General features: G+C 54.7%; 18 protein-coding genes. 10 read left to right on the top strand and 8 right to left on the bottom strand.

Annotated features, from left to right (window positions below):
• Positions 1 to 58: 58 nt before the first annotated feature.
• Entirely contained in the window at positions 59 to 445 is a 387-nt protein-coding gene (locus tag K5Y32_RS16665) for a DUF1090 domain-containing protein (RefSeq protein WP_222185188.1), read from the top strand.
• Between the two features lie 127 nt (positions 446 to 572).
• Entirely contained in the window at positions 573 to 902 is a 330-nt protein-coding gene (locus tag K5Y32_RS16670) for a DUF1493 family protein (RefSeq protein WP_008107769.1), read from the top strand.
• A gap of 30 nt (positions 903 to 932) precedes the next feature.
• On the opposite strand, the gene K5Y32_RS16675 is transcribed toward K5Y32_RS16670, so the two are convergent.
• The gene (locus K5Y32_RS16675) at positions 933 to 1,712 is read right to left on the bottom strand and encodes an NAD(P)H-dependent oxidoreductase (protein WP_222185190.1); all 780 of its coding nucleotides are present in this window, start codon (positions 1,710 to 1,712) and stop codon (positions 933 to 935) included.
• An 88-nt stretch (positions 1,713 to 1,800) separates the two neighbouring features.
• Between K5Y32_RS16675 and K5Y32_RS16680 the strand changes: the two genes are divergently transcribed.
• Complete coding sequence (locus tag K5Y32_RS16680) at positions 1,801 to 2,694, top strand: LysR family transcriptional regulator (protein ID WP_222185313.1); 894 nt, start codon at positions 1,801 to 1,803, stop codon at positions 2,692 to 2,694.
• 24 nt (positions 2,695 to 2,718) lie between these two features.
• Here the strand turns inward: K5Y32_RS16680 and K5Y32_RS16685 are convergent, their stop codons facing one another.
• Both K5Y32_RS16685 and K5Y32_RS16690 read right to left on the bottom strand, forming a co-directional pair.
• Positions 2,719 to 3,210 carry a DUF4411 family protein gene (locus K5Y32_RS16685; RefSeq protein WP_137385095.1) on the bottom strand — a complete coding sequence of 164 codons (492 nt, stop codon included), beginning with the start codon at positions 3,208 to 3,210 and terminating at the stop codon, positions 2,719 to 2,721.
• Entirely contained in the window at positions 3,207 to 4,352 is a 1,146-nt protein-coding gene (locus tag K5Y32_RS16690) for an XRE family transcriptional regulator (RefSeq protein ID WP_222185192.1), read from the bottom strand. The genes K5Y32_RS16685 and K5Y32_RS16690 overlap by 4 nt, the downstream gene beginning before the upstream one ends.
• A gap of 214 nt (positions 4,353 to 4,566) precedes the next feature.
• On the opposite strand from K5Y32_RS16690, the gene K5Y32_RS16695 reads away from it, so the two are divergent.
• The gene (locus K5Y32_RS16695) at positions 4,567 to 5,622 is read left to right on the top strand and encodes a DUF1176 domain-containing protein (protein WP_222185194.1); all 1,056 of its coding nucleotides are present in this window, start codon (positions 4,567 to 4,569) and stop codon (positions 5,620 to 5,622) included.
• 64 nt (positions 5,623 to 5,686) lie between these two features.
• Here K5Y32_RS16695 and K5Y32_RS16700 read toward each other — a convergent pair whose 3' ends face one another.
• On the bottom strand, positions 5,687 to 6,364 hold the full coding sequence (locus K5Y32_RS16700; protein ID WP_222185196.1) for a YecA family protein: 678 nt from the start codon (positions 6,362 to 6,364) through the stop codon (positions 5,687 to 5,689).
• Between the two features lie 215 nt (positions 6,365 to 6,579).
• Between K5Y32_RS16700 and K5Y32_RS16705 the strand changes: the two genes are divergently transcribed.
• The 4 genes from K5Y32_RS16705 to K5Y32_RS16720 all read left to right on the top strand — a co-directional run bounded on the left by K5Y32_RS16705 (position 6,580) and on the right by K5Y32_RS16720 (position 10,394).
• Positions 6,580 to 7,596, top strand: coding sequence for an isopenicillin N synthase family oxygenase (locus tag K5Y32_RS16705; protein WP_222185197.1), 1,017 nt, complete (start codon positions 6,580 to 6,582; stop codon positions 7,594 to 7,596).
• 17 nt (positions 7,597 to 7,613) lie between these two features.
• Positions 7,614 to 8,396, top strand: coding sequence for a MetQ/NlpA family ABC transporter substrate-binding protein (locus K5Y32_RS16710; protein WP_222185199.1), 783 nt, complete (start codon positions 7,614 to 7,616; stop codon positions 8,394 to 8,396).
• Positions 8,397 to 8,579: 183 nt separating this feature from the next.
• Positions 8,580 to 9,725: a serine hydrolase gene (locus K5Y32_RS16715; RefSeq protein WP_255602680.1), complete on the top strand. Its 1,146-nt coding sequence runs from the start codon at positions 8,580 to 8,582 to the stop codon at positions 9,723 to 9,725.
• 156 nt (positions 9,726 to 9,881) lie between these two features.
• A complete protein-coding gene (locus K5Y32_RS16720) occupies positions 9,882 to 10,394 on the top strand; it encodes an RcnB family protein (protein ID WP_101762204.1) in 513 nt (170 codons plus the stop codon).
• Here K5Y32_RS16720 and K5Y32_RS16725 read toward each other — a convergent pair.
• Positions 10,391 to 11,839 (bottom strand): PLP-dependent aminotransferase family protein, encoded by a 1,449-nt coding sequence (locus tag K5Y32_RS16725; RefSeq protein WP_222185203.1) that lies wholly within the window; start codon positions 11,837 to 11,839, stop codon positions 10,391 to 10,393. The two genes, K5Y32_RS16720 and K5Y32_RS16725, sit on opposite strands and share 4 nt — an antisense overlap.
• A 107-nt stretch (positions 11,840 to 11,946) precedes the next feature.
• On the opposite strand from K5Y32_RS16725, the gene K5Y32_RS16730 reads away from it, so the two are divergent.
• Entirely contained in the window at positions 11,947 to 12,654 is a 708-nt protein-coding gene (locus tag K5Y32_RS16730) for a GNAT family N-acetyltransferase (protein WP_222185205.1), read from the top strand.
• Positions 12,655 to 12,748: 94 nt separating this feature from the next.
• Here the strand turns inward: K5Y32_RS16730 and opgB are convergent, their stop codons facing one another.
• Together opgB and K5Y32_RS16740 are read right to left on the bottom strand one after the other, a co-directional pair.
• Entirely contained in the window at positions 12,749 to 15,040 is a 2,292-nt protein-coding gene (opgB, locus tag K5Y32_RS16735; RefSeq protein WP_222185207.1) for a phosphatidylglycerol--membrane-oligosaccharide glycerophosphotransferase, read from the bottom strand.
• Positions 15,041 to 15,253: 213 nt separating this feature from the next.
• The gene (locus tag K5Y32_RS16740; RefSeq protein ID WP_101762200.1) at positions 15,254 to 15,643 is read right to left on the bottom strand and encodes a tautomerase family protein; all 390 of its coding nucleotides are present in this window, start codon (positions 15,641 to 15,643) and stop codon (positions 15,254 to 15,256) included.
• Positions 15,644 to 15,763: 120 nt separating this feature from the next.
• On the opposite strand from K5Y32_RS16740, the gene K5Y32_RS16745 reads away from it, so the two are divergent.
• Positions 15,764 to 16,687 (top strand): LysR family transcriptional regulator, encoded by a 924-nt coding sequence (locus K5Y32_RS16745; RefSeq protein ID WP_101762199.1) that lies wholly within the window; start codon positions 15,764 to 15,766, stop codon positions 16,685 to 16,687.
• Here the strand turns inward: K5Y32_RS16745 and K5Y32_RS16750 are convergent.
• A complete protein-coding gene (locus K5Y32_RS16750; RefSeq protein ID WP_222185209.1) occupies positions 16,661 to 17,674 on the bottom strand; it encodes a glycosyltransferase family 32 protein in 1,014 nt (337 codons plus the stop codon). The genes K5Y32_RS16745 and K5Y32_RS16750 overlap by 27 nt on opposite strands.
• Between the last annotated feature and the right edge of the window lie 383 nt (positions 17,675 to 18,057).

The following is an 18,057-nucleotide window of genomic DNA, read 5'->3' on the forward strand; positions in this document are numbered from 1 at the left end:
GATCCTCTTAAGAACTCTTCGTATAATAGCGCCCATCAACGTAAACCAAGAGCTCACCATGAAAAACACCCTGATTTCCCTTTCGATTCTTTTCTCTGCTTTGACCGTGACGTCTGTTCAGGCTGCCAACCCAGCCACCGGCTGCGCCGCTAAAAAGCAGGATATTCAGCAAGAGCTGGCGATGGCGCGTGAGCATGGCAATGCTGCGCGCATCGCCGGTCTGGAAAAAGCGTTACGCGAAACCAATGCAAACTGCACCGACAGCGGCTTGCTTAAAGCGCGCCAGCAGAAAGTGGCCGAGAAGCAATTGAAAGTGCAGGAGCGCGAACAAGATCTAAGGGAAGCGCAGGCCAAAGGCCGCAGCGATAAAATTGAGAAGCAGCAGCGTAAACTGGATGAAGCACGTGAAGAGTTGAAAGAAGCGCAGGATGCATTAACGCAATAAACCAGGCATCCCGCCTGGAAAACTGGCTCTTTGTCTCAAAATTCTCCCGCAGAGATTTTTTTCATTCAACTGTTGGGATTGCATGGCAGAATGGCGCTCCGGTGAAATCAGTGGAGGTGCAGAAGCGATGACAGTTGAAATTGAGCAGCGTATCTACGAGTTGGTGCGACGTTACGATGGCGTTTACCTGTTTAAGCAAAAAACGCTGACGCCGCAAATTGATATCGATAGCGATCTTAACTTCGAGCGTGAAGAAGCCGCTGCGCTGATGGATGAGTTCTTCGGCGAGTTCAGCGTCGATCGCGGCGGATTCGTCATTGAAACCTACTATCCCGATGAGCCCTCGCTGGCGCAGATTCTCAATCCATTCAATAAGCGTGAAGTGCCGGTGGTACCCGATTTCACGCTGGGAATGTTGATTGAATCGGCAAAAGCGGGGCGCTGGCTGTACGAGTAACAGCAGGCTCAGCGCCGAGCCTGCCACTTTTCACCGCTTCACATGCACGCCAAAGCCACTCTCTTCCGGGACAAACTCCGCCTTTAACGTCAGCGCAGGAATCTCATAGTCGCCGCCGTTCTGCTGACGATAGGCAATGGGCGCTGTCTGTTCCAACGTATCCAGCCTTGTTGCCAGCGCATCGCACCAGCCAGCAAAACGTTCTGCTGCTGACTTTTGTACCCGATAGAAAACCAGCGGCGGCAGCACGCTAAAGCCGGGATAAAACAGCATGCCGTGCTGAATCGGAAACAGCAGATCGTTGATCGGGCCGTTAATGCCGCGCGGGCTGTAATGCGATTCCCATCCGCCGGTCGTCACCACCAGCATCGCGCGTTTGCCGCTGAGATTGCCTTCGCCGTAACGATCGCCCCAATGCTGTTCGTTGTGCTCGCCCACACCGTAGGCAAAACCGTTAGCGTAAACGCGGTCAAACCAGCCTTTCATGATGGCGGGCATCGAAAACCACCACAGCGGAAACTGGAAAATCACCGTATTGGCCCAGCGCAATTTTTCCTGCTCGGCGGCGATATCGGCGGCCTGCAGCTGATGATCGTAGGCGAAGCGGGAATCCACCGTCGCGTCGAAGTGGTCGCCCACAAACGGGGCGCGCGTGTCGGCAGCGTCGAGCGGCGCTTTCCACTGCATCGCATAGAGATCAGAGACCTGCACCTGATGTCCGGCATGCTGCAGATGCTGCACGGCAAAGTCTTTAAGTGAACCGCTCAGCGAACGCGGTTCCGGATGGGCATACACAATCAGTACATTCATGGGCTTAATCCTGTGAGATGAAAACCACTGCAGATTAAGTCGGCGCTGGCTATAGTGGAAATCAATTGCTGATATCTCAGGTATAGCCATAGTGAATATCGACTCGCTGGATTTGAATCTGCTGCAGACGCTCAACGTGCTGTTAAGCGAACTCAACGTCACGCGCGCGGCGCAGCGTTTGCATCTCTCGCAGCCTTCCGTCAGCGCTCAGTTGGCGCGATTGCGTAGGCATTTTGACGATCCGCTATTGTTACCGGGGCCGCGTGGCATGCTGCCAACGGCGCGCGCAGCAGCTCTGCGTGAGCCGCTGCGTCTGGCGCTGGAAGCGGTTGAGCGTGCGGTCGCGCCGCCCGATGCCTTTAATCCGGCCAATGCCGATAACACCTGGCGCATCGCCGCCACCGATTACACCTCGTCAGCGTTGGTGCTGCCTGCGCTCAACCTGATCCGCGCTGCTGCGCCGCAAAGTCGTATGGCGATATTGGCGCTGAATCCGCCGCTGGTGGCGCAGCAGTTGGAAAAAGGCGAGCTGGATGTGGTGTTTCATACGGGCGATAACGCGCCGCCGACGCTGCATCAACGCAAACTGTTCAGCGAGCGCTACGTGCTGGCGGGACGGTGCGATCACCCGCAGTTGCAACGTCTGCCGACGCTGGATCAATTCTGTCAGCTGGAATTTGTCATGGTATCGCCTGATGGCGGTGGCTTTAGCGCCGCCACCGATAATGCGCTCTCGAAGCTCGGGCGTTCACGCCGCGTGGTGTTGTCGGTGCCGCACTTCTTGTTTATGCAGGAAACGCTGGCGAGCAGTGATTTAGTGGCGGTACTGCCCGAGCGGTTAGTGCGTCACGCTTCGCACCTCGCGGTTATAGATCTGCCGCTGGAAGTGCCGGGCTTTGATATTTTGCTGCTGTGGCATGAACGTCTACACCGCGATCCGGCCCAGCAGTGGCTGCGGCAGCAGATTGTGGCGGCGCTTTAGATAATGGAATGAATGGCTCTTTAGCTATTGCTCCAAAATGAAGCGTGCATTCAGCTTTCTTAAAAATTCGAATGTCGTCATACATGGCACATCAAACTGGTGACAGATATTGGGGACTTTGACTTTGCGAGCATTTGCTGGCAGCGGAAGTTCATGTGTAATCACGGTCGCGCCGATGCTCTTACTCTTAGCAATAATCCAGGGATCGGCTTTTGCCAGAAAAGTATCACGGGAACCGGCATTGAAATCAGCCATCATTACGCACTCAACAATCTGCTGAAAAATTATCTGCGTATCCTGGTCGTCATTAGCAATGAAATGTGTGGGCCGCGCTTTGACCCACTCGGATAGTTCATCATTTCCTGCACGCAACTCTCGCGCAATCATGTCGACGCTGCCGACAACATTTGATGCGAATTGAACATCCAGCCATTGCCAATAACCGGGACAGATATCCATCCCATAATAGAAATTTTTCGCCATGATATAAGTGTTTGCATCCAGCAAATATTTCAAAGCCCCAACTCCTCTGCAAATTTCGACAACTTTGATGGCTGTATTCCATCCAATAAATCACTGGCTTCACGTAATAGCATTTGGCCGCTGAGAGCCTGGCTCAATACGGCACGAGAGAAAGAAACGCTGATTTGCGCTTTCCTGGTCCTGAAATAGCTTGGTCCACCGCTCTCTTTTTTAGCGCGTTGCTGATGAGCGAGTTTCTGCTCATGGATAAAATGCTGATAATCTTCTCTGCCGATCAAACTCATCGTTAAAGCGCGACGTGCCAGTACCCAACTACTGACGTGAAAATGGCTTTCCAGCGGGGCAAGATTTTCCTGCCAGTTCTCAACATCACGATCCCACAAAGGTAAAAATTCATCTGCGGGTACCAGAAACTCAGCGGCAACCGCATTACACAGTACTTCTTCATGGCGATGTGTACTTGCACCGCCGTCAGAGACGCCTGACTGTCCAATCCAGATATGACAAAGCTCGTGAATTAAGGTGAACAATCGTGCACCGGGTGCATCTGCATGGTTTACAAAGATGATTGGCGCGAGGTCATCCGCAATGGCAAAACCTCTAAATTCATTGACGTTGAGAGGACGAGTGTGGTGATGGAGATAAGGAGAGCGCATCACCAGAATACCCATGTCTTCAATGCGTTTTACCAAATCGCTGTAGTAATTTTCCCAGCTTCCGCGTATCGGATGTATAGGCACATGTAGCTTGTGGCGCATGTCATTCACAATCGCGTCAATTGAGCTCCGCGAGGTGAAACGGCCACTCATTTCCAGTGGCGTCACCATCTGCTGCTGTAAATAATCGCGATACCATTCCTGGCGCATGAGCATGATCTTTAATAAATCGATCAATTCTGCGCTCGGACGCTGAGGTGCTTTTCCATCCAATGTGCGTAAGTCAGGAATGGGCAACAGTTCTTGCGGCGGCGTCGTCAAAAAAAGATAACCAAAAGGGACATGTGCTTTTTCAGCAAAGGCCATCGCCTGGTTAAATGTCAGAGGATGTTGCCCATTTTTCCATTCCTGCAGACGCTCGAATGTGACGTTACACTTCTGCGCAAATTTTTCCACAGCGATGCCGGCCCGTTCACGGGACCATCTGAGCATCGCTGGATTGATATTGGCAGTTGTCATGGATTACCTAATTTTATTGGGTCTGGCCGAAGTATGTGCTTAAGCCCTGAACCGTTCAATAGCTGACCAGTTAACGTGAAATCTGAAGAGGTTTCTTCATGATTGATGTTTCGACAAAGCGCGATAATGAAATCAGCATCGCCGCAAAAAATTCACTTCTCCCGCGTCACAAAAATCATCAAACTAGCCACCTTTACCATTATGGAGAGATGGCATGATTACCCGATTGCTGCTGGCGATGTCGCTACTTGCCAGCCTGAGTGCGCCGCTGTTGGCAGATCAAGACGGCGTCTCCTTTAGCCACAAAGACTGGGAACTGGCTTGCGATAACACGCTGACCTGTCGTGCCGCCGGTTACAGCGCCGAAGAGGGCGCGGGCGGCTCGGTGTTGCTGGTGCGCGCGGGCGGAGCGAATGCGGTGACGCACGGTCGCGTGGTGCTGGCCGATACCGGCGATGACGATTCTAAAGTGGTGAACAACTTAGCGTTGTGGATTGATGATCGTGCGCTGGGCGACGTGGCGAAAGCCGATAACGACGAATGGACGCTGACGGATGAACAAACCCAGGCGCTAATTAACGGCATTAAAGGCAGCGGCAAAGTGGAGTTTCGCGGTGGTGAAGAGCCTTTCGATCTCTCCAGCAATGGCGCATTTGCGGTGCTGCTGAAGATGGATGATGCGCAAGGTCGTCTTAGTACGCCGGGCGCGTTGGTGCGCAAAGGGAACAAGCCGGAAAGCAGCGTACCGGCAGCGCTGCCGATGCCGGTGATTCAGCAGGTGAAAGTGGTGAAGGCCGATGCGCGTCCGTTGACGGCCGATGAGCTGGCGCTGTTGAAGCCAAAGCTGATTGCCTCACTCACCGACGACGACAGCTGCGACAATCTGGCTCCGTCCGACGATCAGCCGGAAGAGGGCGCGGAGCCGCTGACCTTAACGCCGGTTGATGATGCGCATGTGCTGATCGCCGCGCTGTGCTGGCGCGGAGCGTATAACGAAGGTTATGGCTATTGGCTGATCGATAAAGCATTGCAGGGCACGCCGCAGCTGGTGACGGATTCCGGCTCTGATTACAGTGAAGGTGTGATCTCAGAAGCGCAGAAAGGGCGCGGCATCGGCGATTGCTGGAGTACAGCGGCGTGGGTGTGGGATGGCAAAGCGTTTGAGCAGAGCAGCGATGCCACCACCGGCATGTGCCGCGCGATTCGTGCGGGCGGCGCATGGCAGTTGCCAACCTGGGTGACCGAGGTGAAACCGGCATCGCTGCCGTAGGGTGCGCATTTATGCGCACCTGGTCAGTAGGTCGCCATAAATGGCGACCCTACAAATGGTGCTCCTATTTACCGCAGCACTGCTTATATTTTTTACCGCTGCCACATGGGCAAGGATCGTTGCGGCCGGTTTTCTCGCCGGCAAAGTGCGGCAGTTGAGGTTCAGGATCGGGCTGCGCCATGCGCTGTTCTTGCCAGTATTCATGCAGTTCCAGCGCTGCGGGGCGAATCGCCTCGATGCTGGCTTCAAACTCGTCCGGCGTGAAGGCTTCGCGCTTCGCCAGATGATCTTCGCTGCCGTGCAAGGCAATCGCCTCCATCATCGGCTGCAGTGATTCTGGCAGCAGCGACCAATCCGCATCCAGCGCCACGCCGCGAAGATAGCCGTAGCACCAATCTTCCACCACGGTGAATTCCTGGCCTTCCATCTCTTGGGTGCCAAACAGCGGATCGAACTGCTCCGGGAATTCGGCCAAGCGCTCGGCGATGTCGTTCAGATGCTGGAACGTCAGCGTCATAAAGCGATCCATCTCGCGCTCATTCGACCATTTTGGAATGTGCTTTTTGCCGCCCCACATCGCCACCAGCCATTCGCTCGGTTCGATGTCGTTCGGGCCAGAGAGCAACGCCGTCAGCATGCCGTCCAGCTCAGAGGTATCCACCACCGAGTGTTCATTGCCGTATTTCTCCAGCATATCTTCAAGCCAGTTCAGCTCTTTTTCGGTTAACGGACCCTGGTTCATACGGCGTCTCCTGCTGTTCATTGATGGGCAATGCCCAAAGTTAATTGGCGGCGATTATAGCGGGAAGCGGGCACGATTTATCGCTTTTTGCATATCGATTGCTGAACCTCTCCTAAAAATGATTCGCCATAACTTATCGCGCAACAGTATTGGCTGCATTTGCCAGCAGATGGCAGCGTAAAGGCAGAATTTTTCTGCATGAAGGATGCAAAAGTATGGCTAGCACATTGCCGGTACTGGATTTAGCCCTGCTGGAACTGCCGGATGCGGAACAGGCGCAATACCTCGCCGAGCTGCGCGAAACCGCGCGTGACGTCGGCTTCTTCTATCTGGTGAATCATGGCATCAATCCGCAGCTGCTGCAGAACGTGCAAAGCATCACGCGCGCGTTCTTTGCCTTGTCGGATGAAGAGAAGCAGCGCGTTTCGATGATCCATTCACCGCATTTTCGCGGCTACAACCGCGCGGGCGTGGAATATACCCGTGAACAGCGCGATCAGCGCGAGCAGTTTGATATCGGTGCAGAACGTGCCGCGCTGACGTTGCAACCAGACGATCCGGCGTGGAAGCAGCTGCAAGGACCCAATTTGTGGCCGCAAGCGCTGCCGCAGCTGCGTCCGGTGATCCACGCGTGGCAGCAGGCGATGACTGACGTGGCGCTGCGTTTACTGCGCGCCTTCGCCAAATCTCTGTCGCTGCCGCCGGACGCTTTCGATGCGCTGTACGGCACGCACCCCAACGAACATGTGAAGCTGATTCGCTATCCGGGTCAGGATGCCGCTGCCAGCCAGCAAGGTGTTGGCGCGCATAAGGATTCCGGCTTTCTGACCTTTCTGTTGCAGGACGATCAACCCGGATTGCAGGTTGAAGTCACGCCAGATCAGTGGATTGATGCGCTGCCGAAACCGGGCGCTTTTGTGGTGAACATTGGCGAACTGCTGGAGATCGCTACCAACGGTTATCTGCGCGCCACCGTGCATCGTGTGGTGTCGCCGCCGGCAAAACAACAGCGCATCTCCATCGCTTTCTTCCTCGGCGCGCAGCTTGACGCCGAAGTGCCGCTGTACCAATTACCACCGCAGCTGGCGGCAGAAGCACGCGGACCGACCAGCGATCCCAGCAATCCGCTGCTGCGTGAAGTGGGCTGGAACTATCTCAAAGGGCGTTTGCGATCGCATCGCGACGTGGCGCAGCGTTATTACGCTGACACTCTCAATAGCGTTAAATCATAAGAAACTAAGGGAAGCAGATGAATAAAAAGGTGATAGCCGCGTTGGCGATGGTTTCGGTGTTCAGCACTTACGCCTCGGCGGCCGCACTGCGCGTGGCGGCCGATGCGGTACCGCACAGCGAAATCCTCAACCACATCAAACAGACCGACAAGAAGCTCGATCTCAAAGTGATTGAACTCAACGGCAACCTGAACGCCAACGAACTGCTGGCGCGCGGTGACGTGGATGCCAACTACTTCCAGCATGTGCCTTACCTGCGCGATCAGGAAAAAGCGCTGGGCGAGAAATTTTCTGTGGTCGCCACCGTGCATATTGAGCCACTTGGCATCTACTCGCACAAAGTGAAATCACTGAAAGATCTGCCTGATGGCGCGCAGGTGGCGGTACCGAATAATGTCACCAATCTGAGCCGCGCACTTTATCTGTTGCAGGCCAATGGTTTGATCAAACTGAAGAGCCGCAGCGCCAACACGCTGGTGACTTCCGCAGACATTACTGACAACCCGCACCACCTGAAGATTATCGAAGTGGAAGCGCCGCAGCTGCCGCGCGCGCTGGATGATGCGCAGTTGGCGATCATCAATGGCAACTACGCGTTGCAGGCCGGTTTAGTGCCGTCGAAGGATGCGCTGGCGCTGGAACAGGCGAAAGATAATCCGTATGCCAACGTGCTGGTCACCACGCCGAAACTGGCGCACGATCCGCGTATTCTGGAACTAGCGAAAGATCTGGAGTCAAAGCAAACTGCTGAATTTATTAACCAGCACTATAAAGGATCGGTTATTCCCGTTAATCAATAATCCCCGCCGCCACCTGTTTTTGGCAGGTGGCGCTGACTTTCTTCTGTGCTATATTTCGCCACCAACACCCGTCGCACCCTTTATAAAACATAAAAATTCGCTCAATCCATTGCCATGATTACCTTCGCCAGGAATAAACGGGTGCTGTGCCATCGTTTAACAATATGCATCATTGTGCTGGGCATGAGCGTATTGCTCAGCGCCTGCGGCACCTTGTCGCAAACCTCCGCGCCCGTCAGCGATAAAGTCTATCTTTCACACGCGACTTTTAATGAAAACGTCGATGACATCGTGCGCCATTACATGCAGCAAAAGCATGTTTCCGGCATCAGCATCGCCATTATCCATCAACGCAGCCAGCCTGAATTCTACAGTTTTGGTGTCACCGATGCGCTGCACCGTTATCCCATCACGCCAGACACCTTATTTGCGCTCGGCTCGCTGAGTAAAGGCATCACCGCTGAGGTGATTATTGAGCTGGTGGATCGCGGTGAACTGCACTGGAACGACACGTTAGCGACGCTTTTGCCGCCCAACGTGCCGCTGAGCGCCGATGCCAAACGCATCACGCTGTTGCAGCTGGTGACGCACACGTCGGGCTTGCCGCGTCAGGATATGGACTTGCCGATGTTCATGAAATTTATGGGCTATTTGCGTAGCGGCGAGAACTTTTACGGCAACCTCGACAGCGACGCCGTGCTGGATTATCTGGCCAACTTTGACGCGCCCGCGCATCCCACCGCGCGCTATTCCAATCTCGGCTATGCGCTGTTGGGCTACATCCTCAAACATCGCTTCCATCAGGACATCGAAACGCTGGCGCAGCGCAATATGTTCCAGCCGCTTGGCATGACCAGCAGCAGCTTCACGCCACAGCGTCTGCGCGGCTATCCGTGGCGTGCGCTCGGCCATGCCGGCGATCAGCCTAAGCTGATTCCTCGCGGGCAAATCACGCCGGACTGGGCGTTTAATAACAATATGGTGGCGGCCGCCAGCCTCTACAGCAACGCGCGCGATTTGATTCGCTATCTGGATGCGCATCTGCATGATGGGGCGGGCGCTTCGCTCAACGCGGCGTTTGCGCAGGTCAATCACGGCTACGAACAGCACGGCAATCAGTCACAAAATATCGCCTGGGTAACCGATACCTACGGCGATCAGCAGATCACCTATCAGGTTGGCTATATCGGCGGCTACTCGAGCTTTATTGGCTTTGATAAGCAGAACGGCAATGCGATTGTGGTGCTGCAGAACGCGTTTAACTGGAGTAACTATCTGGGCATCGCGTTATTGATGGATCTGGCACAGAAAGCGCACGACAAAAACTAACATGGTTGCTTGCAATTTTACTGCGCCAAAAAGCGCGTGAGCTGAGGTATGCTGAGCAGCGAAATTTGACGCGCTAAGCGCGCCGGGGGAACCTTCTGCGTGCTTAACTTGTCAGTTAAATGGACAGTTAATAATTAACCAGAGTGGAAATCACCAATGCGCAGGACACACGTCAATCTTCTTTCTGCAGGAATTTTTCTGGGCGCTTTAAGCCTTGCTCCGGCCGCGTTGGCGGAAGGCGAGCAAACAGACGCCGTACCCATGCCGCCACAAGTGCAGCAAACCGCACCCGACGCGCAAACCCAGGCACCAGCCGCTGATGCACCCGCTCAGGCGCCGGCCGCCGATGCGCCTGTCAGCAATGAACCGGCTGAATCCAGCGGCGATGTCGCGCCGATTCGTCCACCGCAAAGCGGCAATGCGGCTGCGCCAAACAACTATGATCTGAACACCATCATCATCGACTACAAAGAGTACAAAGTGGGCGATGTGGTGCCAGATGAGTACCGTAAAAAGCAGTACACCATTGTTGAGTGGAAGCCACGCCATCTGCCAGCGCCGCAGCCAGGCACGCACTGGGCGTACATCAATGCCAACTACATCCTGATCACCGATGACACCGGTAAGATCGTGATGGGCAAATCAGGCGAAATCTTCTTCCGCGGTTAATTCCCGCGCAGCAGACGCGCTAACTGCGCGACGCCCGCCGTAATCTGGCTGGTGCTGGTGTTACCGTAACCCAGCACCAGCCCTTGTTGCTTCTGCTCACCGAGGTAAAATCCCGACAGCGCGCCCGGCGCGTAGCCACTCTGGATCAGTCGATCCACCAATGCCATATCGTTTTGATCCGCCGCCAGTGATAACACCAGATGCATGCCGCATTCGCCGCCCAGCAACGGAACCTGTGCGCCAAACGTTTGCTGTAATGCCTGTCGCAACGTCGCCTGCCGTTGGCGGTACAGACGGCGCATTTTGCTCAAATGACGGCTAAAATCACCGCTGCGTAAAAACAGCGCCAGCGCCTGCTGCTCAGGACGATTCCCGCCGCGCAGCAGTTCATGCAGCGCAGGGCGCAGCGGCGCGACCAACTGCGGCGGCAACACCATAAACCCGAGGCGTAGCGCCGGAAACAGCGTTTTGCTGAACGAGCCGACGTAGATCACCGGCGTTGGCTGCGTCATGCCTTGCATGGCGGCGATTGGCTCGCCGCTGTAACGAAAATCGCTGTCGTAATCATCTTCGATAATCCACGTTTGCTGTTGCCGCGCGGCCGCCAGCAGCGCCAGACGACGCGGTGCGCTCATGATTGCGCCGGTGGGATATTGGTGCGTTGGCGTGGTGTAAATCAGGCGCGGCGGACGCTGCTGCCAGTCCTGCGGCTGCGGCGCCAGACCTTGTGCATCGACCGCTATCGGTTCAATACGCATATCTCCCAGCCGCATCGCCGCTTTGGCACCGCGATATCCCGGCTCCTCTACCCAACCGATGTCGCCTGGGCTGCTGAGCAGCGCCACGCACAGCGTTAATGCCTGTTGCGCGCCTTCGGTAATCACGATTTGTTCGAGCGTACAGCGCACGCCGCGTGCTAAGGCCAGATGCTGCGCCAGCGCGGCGCGTAGCGTGCGTTCGCCGAGCGGATCGCCATAGCCCAGCAGTTGCTGCGGCTGATGCAGCATCACGCGGTTCAGCACCCGTCGCCACTGAGCCAGCGGGAAATGTGCTAACGAAGGAACGCCGGGGCGCAGCGCCATCTCCTGACTCAATGTGCGATGGCTGGATCGCAACTGAGCGATGCGCGGTGACAAGGCAATTTCGCTGCTGGCGGGCGGCTGAGTTTCCTGCGGTAGCTGCGCCAGATTGCTGATGCGACTGCCCTGGCGATCGCTCAGCAAAAATCCTTCAGCCTGCAGTTGCGCCCAGACGGCAATCACCGTATTGCGTGAAACCGCGAGATCCAGCGCCAGCTGGCGTGTTGCGGGCAAACGCGTACCGGCAGCGAGTTTGCCGGTCAGAATCGCCTGCTTGATACGCTGGAACAGCTGCTGTTGCAGCGTCAGCTCGCCGTTGGCCTCTAGCGGGGCCAATAATAATCGATGCAGTGCAATATCACTCATTTACGCGGTTCCGTGGATCCATCAATTTCAACCATTGTGGCGCTTTTTAACACGCCAGCAAAGTGACACTCTGCGATTCTGGCCCTGACTGATAAAGGAATTAAGCTATGTCGCAACACACGAATGATTACGGACAACCGGTAGGATTTCCGCTGCCAGATTGGCAACCCCGCGCCTGGCCGAGCTATGAAACCTTCACCGGTGACTATTGCCGCCTTGAACCGCTGAGTGCTGAGCGTCATGGCCGCGAACTCTATGCTGCCTATGCGCTGGCTGAAGATGGCCGTGACTGGACCTATATGTTCGCCGAACCTTTTGCCGATGAAGCGGCCTATGTTGCCTATGCGCGTCAGCTGGAAAACGGGCGCGATCCGATGCATTTCGCGGTGATCGATCCGGTTAGCAACCGCGCGGTCGGTAGCCTGGCGTTAATGCGCATCGATGCGACAAACGGATCGGTGGAGATTGGCCACGTCGCCTTCTCGCCGTTGCTCAAACAAACGCGCATGGCCACTGAAGCGCACTATCTGCTGATGCGCTACGCCTTTGAGCAACTGGGCTACCGGCGCTATGAGTGGAAGTGCGACAGCTGTAACCAGCCATCACGAAACGCGGCACAGCGTTTAGGGTTTCAGTTCGAAGGGACTTTCCGTCAGGCGATTGTCTACAAAGGCCGTAGCCGGGATACCTGCTGGTTCTCGATTATTGATAGCGATTGGCCGCAGGTGAAACAGGGCTTCGAACGCTGGCTGGCGGCAGAGAACTTTACGGCAGAAGGGACGCAACGCGAAAAGCTGGAGGCGCTGCGCGCGTAGGGTGCGGATGGCGCCGGTGATGACAGTGTCCGGACTGGTTTTTCGTAGGGTGCGCATTTATGCGCACCAGGTCGCCATAAATGGCGACCCTACGTTAAGTTTGCGGAATTATTTTTATATCCACCATGCCGATCCCCAATTTGCGCGGATCCTGGCCGATAATATTGCCGACATTCGACTCCTGCGGCTCCGGTGGCGCAATGATCAAATTGCGGCTGCCGGTTGGATTGGTGAAATGTAGCGTGGTGGTGGTGAAATCCTCACCTAAATTCAGTTGCTGCTCTTCATCGCCAACGCGCACGGGAATCGGACGGTGCGCATTCGGACCGAACGCCCGCGCGGTAATCACCACATCAAAGCGTTCTGGCAGCGGATCGGTGTACTCAATATTCACTTCCGGCGCCAGATTGGCATTTGACCAGCGTCCCCACTCTTCCGGGCGAGATATCCCTCTAAAACTTTTGACGCTGGTTGGCGCGCCGGGCACTGATAACAGGAAGCTGTCCGCGTTGTAGCGAATCGCATTGTCTTCAATCCGAATCTGCTGCTCGTTGAGCTGGAAGGTTGCTGCACTCACTTCCGCTTTGGGGAAGCTGACTTTCGCTTTCCACTGCGGTTTATCAATGCGGGTAACGCTGGGTTTGGCGCCCATCTGTCCCATCGAAACACACAAATCGTTCGACAGGGCTAAATCTGGCTGCCACAGGCGCGCCATTTTGAAGCAGCGATCGACCCAAACAAATTTGTCGTCAGCAGCAAATTTAGCCAGCTGATAACGCAATGGCTCCGCGTATTCGCCCTCGGGCAGCGGTTCAACATGCTTATCGGAGACGCGGAACAGAATCGGCAATTTGAAGGTCGCGCCGGAGAAGCTGAAGGTGTTTTTCGGTTGATCGACGGTGAAGCTGTCCATCTTGCTGGGGAAATTCCACAGCTGAATGATATCCGCTTTCCACGCCGTGACGCGCTTCGCCATGTCTTCAAACTCGGTTGACAGCGAGGTGGAAGAGAGGCCGCTGCGACCAAGTCCAATCGCGTTATCCCCGCCGAGAATATCCAGCACCGTGGCGCCGTTATCCAGCGTGCTGCGTTTGGCGTCAAGCACTTCCGCCTGTGGCTGATCGCCACGAATCACCATAAACAGGTCACGGCGCGGCTGCTTGATCAGGTATTGATGCGCGGTGTTATTCATCGCCAGATGATCGGAGGTCACCACGATGATGGTGTTTTTAAACCACGGCGACGCTTTGATGCGTTCAATCAGACGCGCCACATGCTCCTGCGAACAGGCGACCGCGCTAAAGGATTGGTTTGGTTTGCCATCATAGCTGTAGCTTTTGCGCTGGCAGCTGCGCGAGATAAAACCATCCGGGTGATGGGTGTCGACGGTCAGCGTGAACAATGCGAAGCGTTTTTGCGCGCGCGATAGCTCTTCGTATTTCTCAAACACCTCGTCCATCACCGTGTCATCGTAGTAGCCCCAGTTATTACGATAGCCGGGATCGGCGACGCGACTTTTCAGCTCCTGCGAGCCATACATGTTGGCCGCATCAAAGCCATGCGACAGTAGGAAAGTGTCTTTACCAGCAAAGCGTAAATCGGCGCCCTGAATAAACCAGTTCTCATAGCCAGAGTTTTTCAGGATGTCGCCCAGACAAATGTTCTGCGGATAGAAGCTGGAGAGCGAGGCCGAGGCATTGCCATCGAAAGGCGCAAACAGCGGGATGCCGCACTGTGAAGCCACCATGCCCGCAATGGTGTAATCAGTGCCAGGCAGCTGTTCGGTTTGGCTGAAATCAATGCTGTTGTCTTTTTCGCGGCTGAGTTCCGGGGCCAGACCGGGAAATGCCTGCTGATCGAAGTAGGTGCGTTCAAGACTTTCGCCATAAATGTAGACCAGGTTGAGCTTTGGCTCGGCGATCACCTTATTAGGCGTTTTGTAATAGGTTTCGAAGTCCGAATCGGCGAGGCGCGAATGTGAGGCGATCAGCTCTTTCACCTGGCGGAACGCAGGCGTGGTTTGAACCGAACCCGCAGCACAGGCAATCGCCAGCAAACTCCAGCCGAGGTGATGCGGCCGCTTACGGCGGCGCAATAACCATGAAAGCAGGCAAAATAGCGAGAACAGCGCGATGATCAGTCCGATGGCTGGCACCACATATTTGCTCACGCCCGCGCCGGTCAGGCTGTTGGTCAGGGTATACAGCACCGCGTCATTAATGCCATCGCCGGTAAAATAGTTGCTGGCGACCAGCGTGACGTTAAGCACGATAAACAGCGTGAGCAGCAGCAGGATCAGACTAAACCAAAATTTATTTCGCCCGGCTTTGAAGGAGTAGACTGCAATCGCAGCCAAAAAGAGTACTACCGAAACCAATTCGGACAACGTCAGATCCTCATTTTGAATGAATACGCAATCCTTGCGCCAACGACCCTCTGCGGGGATTTTGCGACAATCTATATTGGGTGTCACATGGCTGCAACACATCCAACCAGATTTGTGCGATGCATTCCGATTCGTTTAAGGCGGGTTCAGGCTGACTGTGGTTTAGCCTGGCAGCAACGGACGGATTGCTGCCAGTGAGGGCAGAGAAGGGAATCAGAGTTTTCCAGTGAGGTATTGCGCTTCGCCGTCGGCAAAGCTCCAGTCGCCTTTACTGTTGGTGATAAAACTAATCATCAAATCCGTGCCCTGTACGCCACAATTTTCCAGCAGCTCGCGTGCTAACTCTGCCATAAACAGGCACTTCTGTTCTTCACTTCTTGGGCTGGTATACACGCGCACCATGACCAGATTGTCGGTTCGCGCAAAGCCCAAGCCGGTATCCTGAAAGACCATCTGATAACCTTTGTTTTCGTGAACAATCTGATAACGATCGCGCGCCGGGACTTTGAAGGCGGTTAAGACCGCACGGTGTGCGGCATCCAGCAATGTGCGGATTTCTGATTCTGAACGGCCCTGAATAACGTCGAATGTCAGTAACGGCATAAATAAAACCTCGTTTTTGCTCACATGAAAAGAGTAGGATGTGGCTCTATGCTGCCGCTTGCTGCCGGAAAGAAAAAGCGCGCTGGTTGAAATGATTATTTATTATTTTGAACAATCAATATGAAAGAAATTAAAACCGATAGCCTTTGGGTCCATTTGCACTGGTTAACCGTGCTGGCTGAGCTCGGCAGTTTTACGCGCGCGGCGGAACGATTAGACGTCAGCAAAGCGGCGATGAGTCAGAAGATTAAAGAGCTGGAAAAGATGGCGGGCGTGGCGTTGGTGCAGCGCACCACGCGCAGCGTGCGGCTAACTTCCGCCGGTGAAAAGCTGGTGGATGAGCTGCGCGATCCCTTCGCGCGTATAGCGCAGAGCTTTTTCAGCGTGCGCGATGAAGCCGGTCCGGTGCGTGGCATGGTGCGCGTCACAGCGCCAGTGGCGTTTGCGCGTCAGCAGCTGGTGCCAATCATTGGCGATTTCCTGCGCGACTATCCGCAGGTGCGCTTGCAGCTGGATGTCACCGATCGTCTGGTGTCGCTCGGCAGTGAAGGCTTTGATCTGGCGATTCGCCACAGTGATAGCCTGCCGGAAACCCATGTTGCGCTGCCGCTGTGTGAAACCCGCGCGCTGCTGGTGGCATCGCCGGCATATCTGGCGCAAAACGGCCTGCCGGATTCACCGCAGGCGTTGCAGCAGCACAATTGTCTTTATTATCCGCGCGGACTTGAGTCGCCGCAGTGGCGCTTTCGATTAGCGGACGGCGGCAGCGAAACCGTGCAGGTGAAGATTCAGGGCAACTTTGCCACCAACAACAGCGAGTCGATCCGCGATGCCGCATTGCAGGGTTTGGGCATTGCGATGCTGCCGGATTTCAGTGCCAGCGCGGCACTCGCCAGCGGCACGCTGCAGCAGGTGCTGCCGCAGTGGCAAGCGGTGGATGCGTTCGCCGACCGGTTGTGGGTGGTGCGCCCGTATGCCGCACAGGTACCACGGGCGGTGACCACCTTAATTCACTGGTTACGCGCGCGCTTTGTTGATGGGTGATGCCAGCGCGATCGGCGCAGGCGTTTGCATCATCTGGCCCAACAAACTGCTGCGGTTGTAATTACCGAGCCGCAGGTTGAAGTCGAGATGCAACTGCTCATTGCCGCTGAGTTTAATCACCGGTGGCGGCGTGAGTGGACGCTGGTGAAACAGCACCGCGTGGGCAAACGCCTCGCTTTTCCAGCCGCTTAAACGCTGATAGTAATAAGCGTTCGCCTCGCATTTACGCAGATAGAGATTCACCCGGCGATGTTCGCGCATGGCGATCTGCTGCGCCAGGGAACCTAATTGCTGCTGCGGCTGCGCAATTTTCTGCGTCAGCAGGGAATAATCATCGCGCTTGGTCAATTCACTGAAGTAATTCTGTTCGCCGAGATGTTTGATCGGCGCGTAATGTTTTTGCCACTCGCGGATAAAGGGATTATTGGCGGTTGCCGCCAGGAACCAGCTCTCAATCACTGGCGCAAGATAGTTGACGGTGGCGTTTTCGTGATAATAACCAATCACATCCATGCGACGTTCCTGATGCGCGCGATGTACCCAGGAGAGATCTTCAAATAATAAAGTGCTGCAATCAATGGCAATGCCGCCATAACGCAACAGTAATTCCAGACGAATCACTTCGCTGCGTTGTTGGGCGGTTAATTGGGTCGAGGTAAAGATAAAATCCGGTAAAACTTCTTTTATCGTTAAACGATTTAATAAATGAATTTCATGATCGGGATTATCCTGACGAATCTTTTTAATATTTAACGCCATTGATTTCGGTAAATATTCATTATCCCAATACATCCAGACTTTCTTTGGAATCTCTGGCAGATCTTTTTCGCCAGAAAGTAACACGATATTGTCCTCCTGGCTGGGATCGTATTCCGGCGCACAGAGCGCATTATGCTGTTTTTTCTGCAGGAAAGTCTGGCTGGTAAAAGCGAGTCTTTTCCAGTTATGCCAGAGGGTTAACGCTGGCTGAAGGCGTTTTTTATTCATGATGCACCTGATTATTGTGATTATGCTGGCAAGGCGTCCCTGAATCGCGGCGCTGAGCGCTCTTGATTGTCCTTTAGGCTGTGTGTAAAAAGTACTCTCCTATGCTTAATAAAACATTCTGTGCGGCGCGGCTATCACTTTTTGATCCTTTCAGATAAACCGGAAAATCAAGGATCCGTTAAGCTTTAAATTAACGATAAATAACCGCGTGGATTGTTGATTATTCTATTTCATCTCATTAAGACTATTCCTAATAAAATAACAATGGCGTGGCGTAAGTCGCGGGGCGGATTAAAAATTGCGTGTGAGATCACGTGTTAACCTCGCTACATTTTTCGCTGGTCTGCCGGGAAAATCCCCTCCTGATTGCGGGTTGGCTAAGC

Source organism: Pantoea sp. DY-15 (assembly GCF_019795935.1).
Classification (GTDB): Bacteria; Pseudomonadota; Gammaproteobacteria; order Enterobacterales; family Enterobacteriaceae; genus Pantoea; species Pantoea leporis.

Coding starts and splice junctions, on each gene's coding strand:
- K5Y32_RS16665 (WP_222185188.1), top strand. CDS start 59: ATGAAAAACACCCTGATTTCCCTTTCGATTCTTTTCTCTGCTTTGACC.
- K5Y32_RS16670 (WP_008107769.1), top strand. CDS start 573: ATGACAGTTGAAATTGAGCAGCGTATCTACGAGTTGGTGCGACGTTAC.
- K5Y32_RS16675 (WP_222185190.1), bottom strand. CDS start 1,712: ATGAATGTACTGATTGTGTATGCCCATCCGGAACCGCGTTCGCTGAGC.
- K5Y32_RS16690 (WP_222185192.1), bottom strand. CDS start 4,352: ATGACAACTGCCAATATCAATCCAGCGATGCTCAGATGGTCCCGTGAA.
- K5Y32_RS16695 (WP_222185194.1), top strand. CDS start 4,567: ATGATTACCCGATTGCTGCTGGCGATGTCGCTACTTGCCAGCCTGAGT.
- K5Y32_RS16700 (WP_222185196.1), bottom strand. CDS start 6,364: ATGAACCAGGGTCCGTTAACCGAAAAAGAGCTGAACTGGCTTGAAGAT.
- K5Y32_RS16705 (WP_222185197.1), top strand. CDS start 6,580: ATGGCTAGCACATTGCCGGTACTGGATTTAGCCCTGCTGGAACTGCCG.
- K5Y32_RS16710 (WP_222185199.1), top strand. CDS start 7,614: ATGAATAAAAAGGTGATAGCCGCGTTGGCGATGGTTTCGGTGTTCAGC.
- K5Y32_RS16715 (WP_255602680.1), top strand. CDS start 8,580: ATGAGCGTATTGCTCAGCGCCTGCGGCACCTTGTCGCAAACCTCCGCG.
- K5Y32_RS16720 (WP_101762204.1), top strand. CDS start 9,882: ATGCGCAGGACACACGTCAATCTTCTTTCTGCAGGAATTTTTCTGGGC.
- K5Y32_RS16725 (WP_222185203.1), bottom strand. CDS start 11,839: ATGAGTGATATTGCACTGCATCGATTATTATTGGCCCCGCTAGAGGCC.
- K5Y32_RS16730 (WP_222185205.1), top strand. CDS start 11,947: ATGTCGCAACACACGAATGATTACGGACAACCGGTAGGATTTCCGCTG.
- K5Y32_RS16740 (WP_101762200.1), bottom strand. CDS start 15,643: ATGCCGTTACTGACATTCGACGTTATTCAGGGCCGTTCAGAATCAGAA.
- K5Y32_RS16745 (WP_101762199.1), top strand. CDS start 15,764: ATGAAAGAAATTAAAACCGATAGCCTTTGGGTCCATTTGCACTGGTTA.
- K5Y32_RS16750 (WP_222185209.1), bottom strand. CDS start 17,674: ATGAATAAAAAACGCCTTCAGCCAGCGTTAACCCTCTGGCATAACTGG.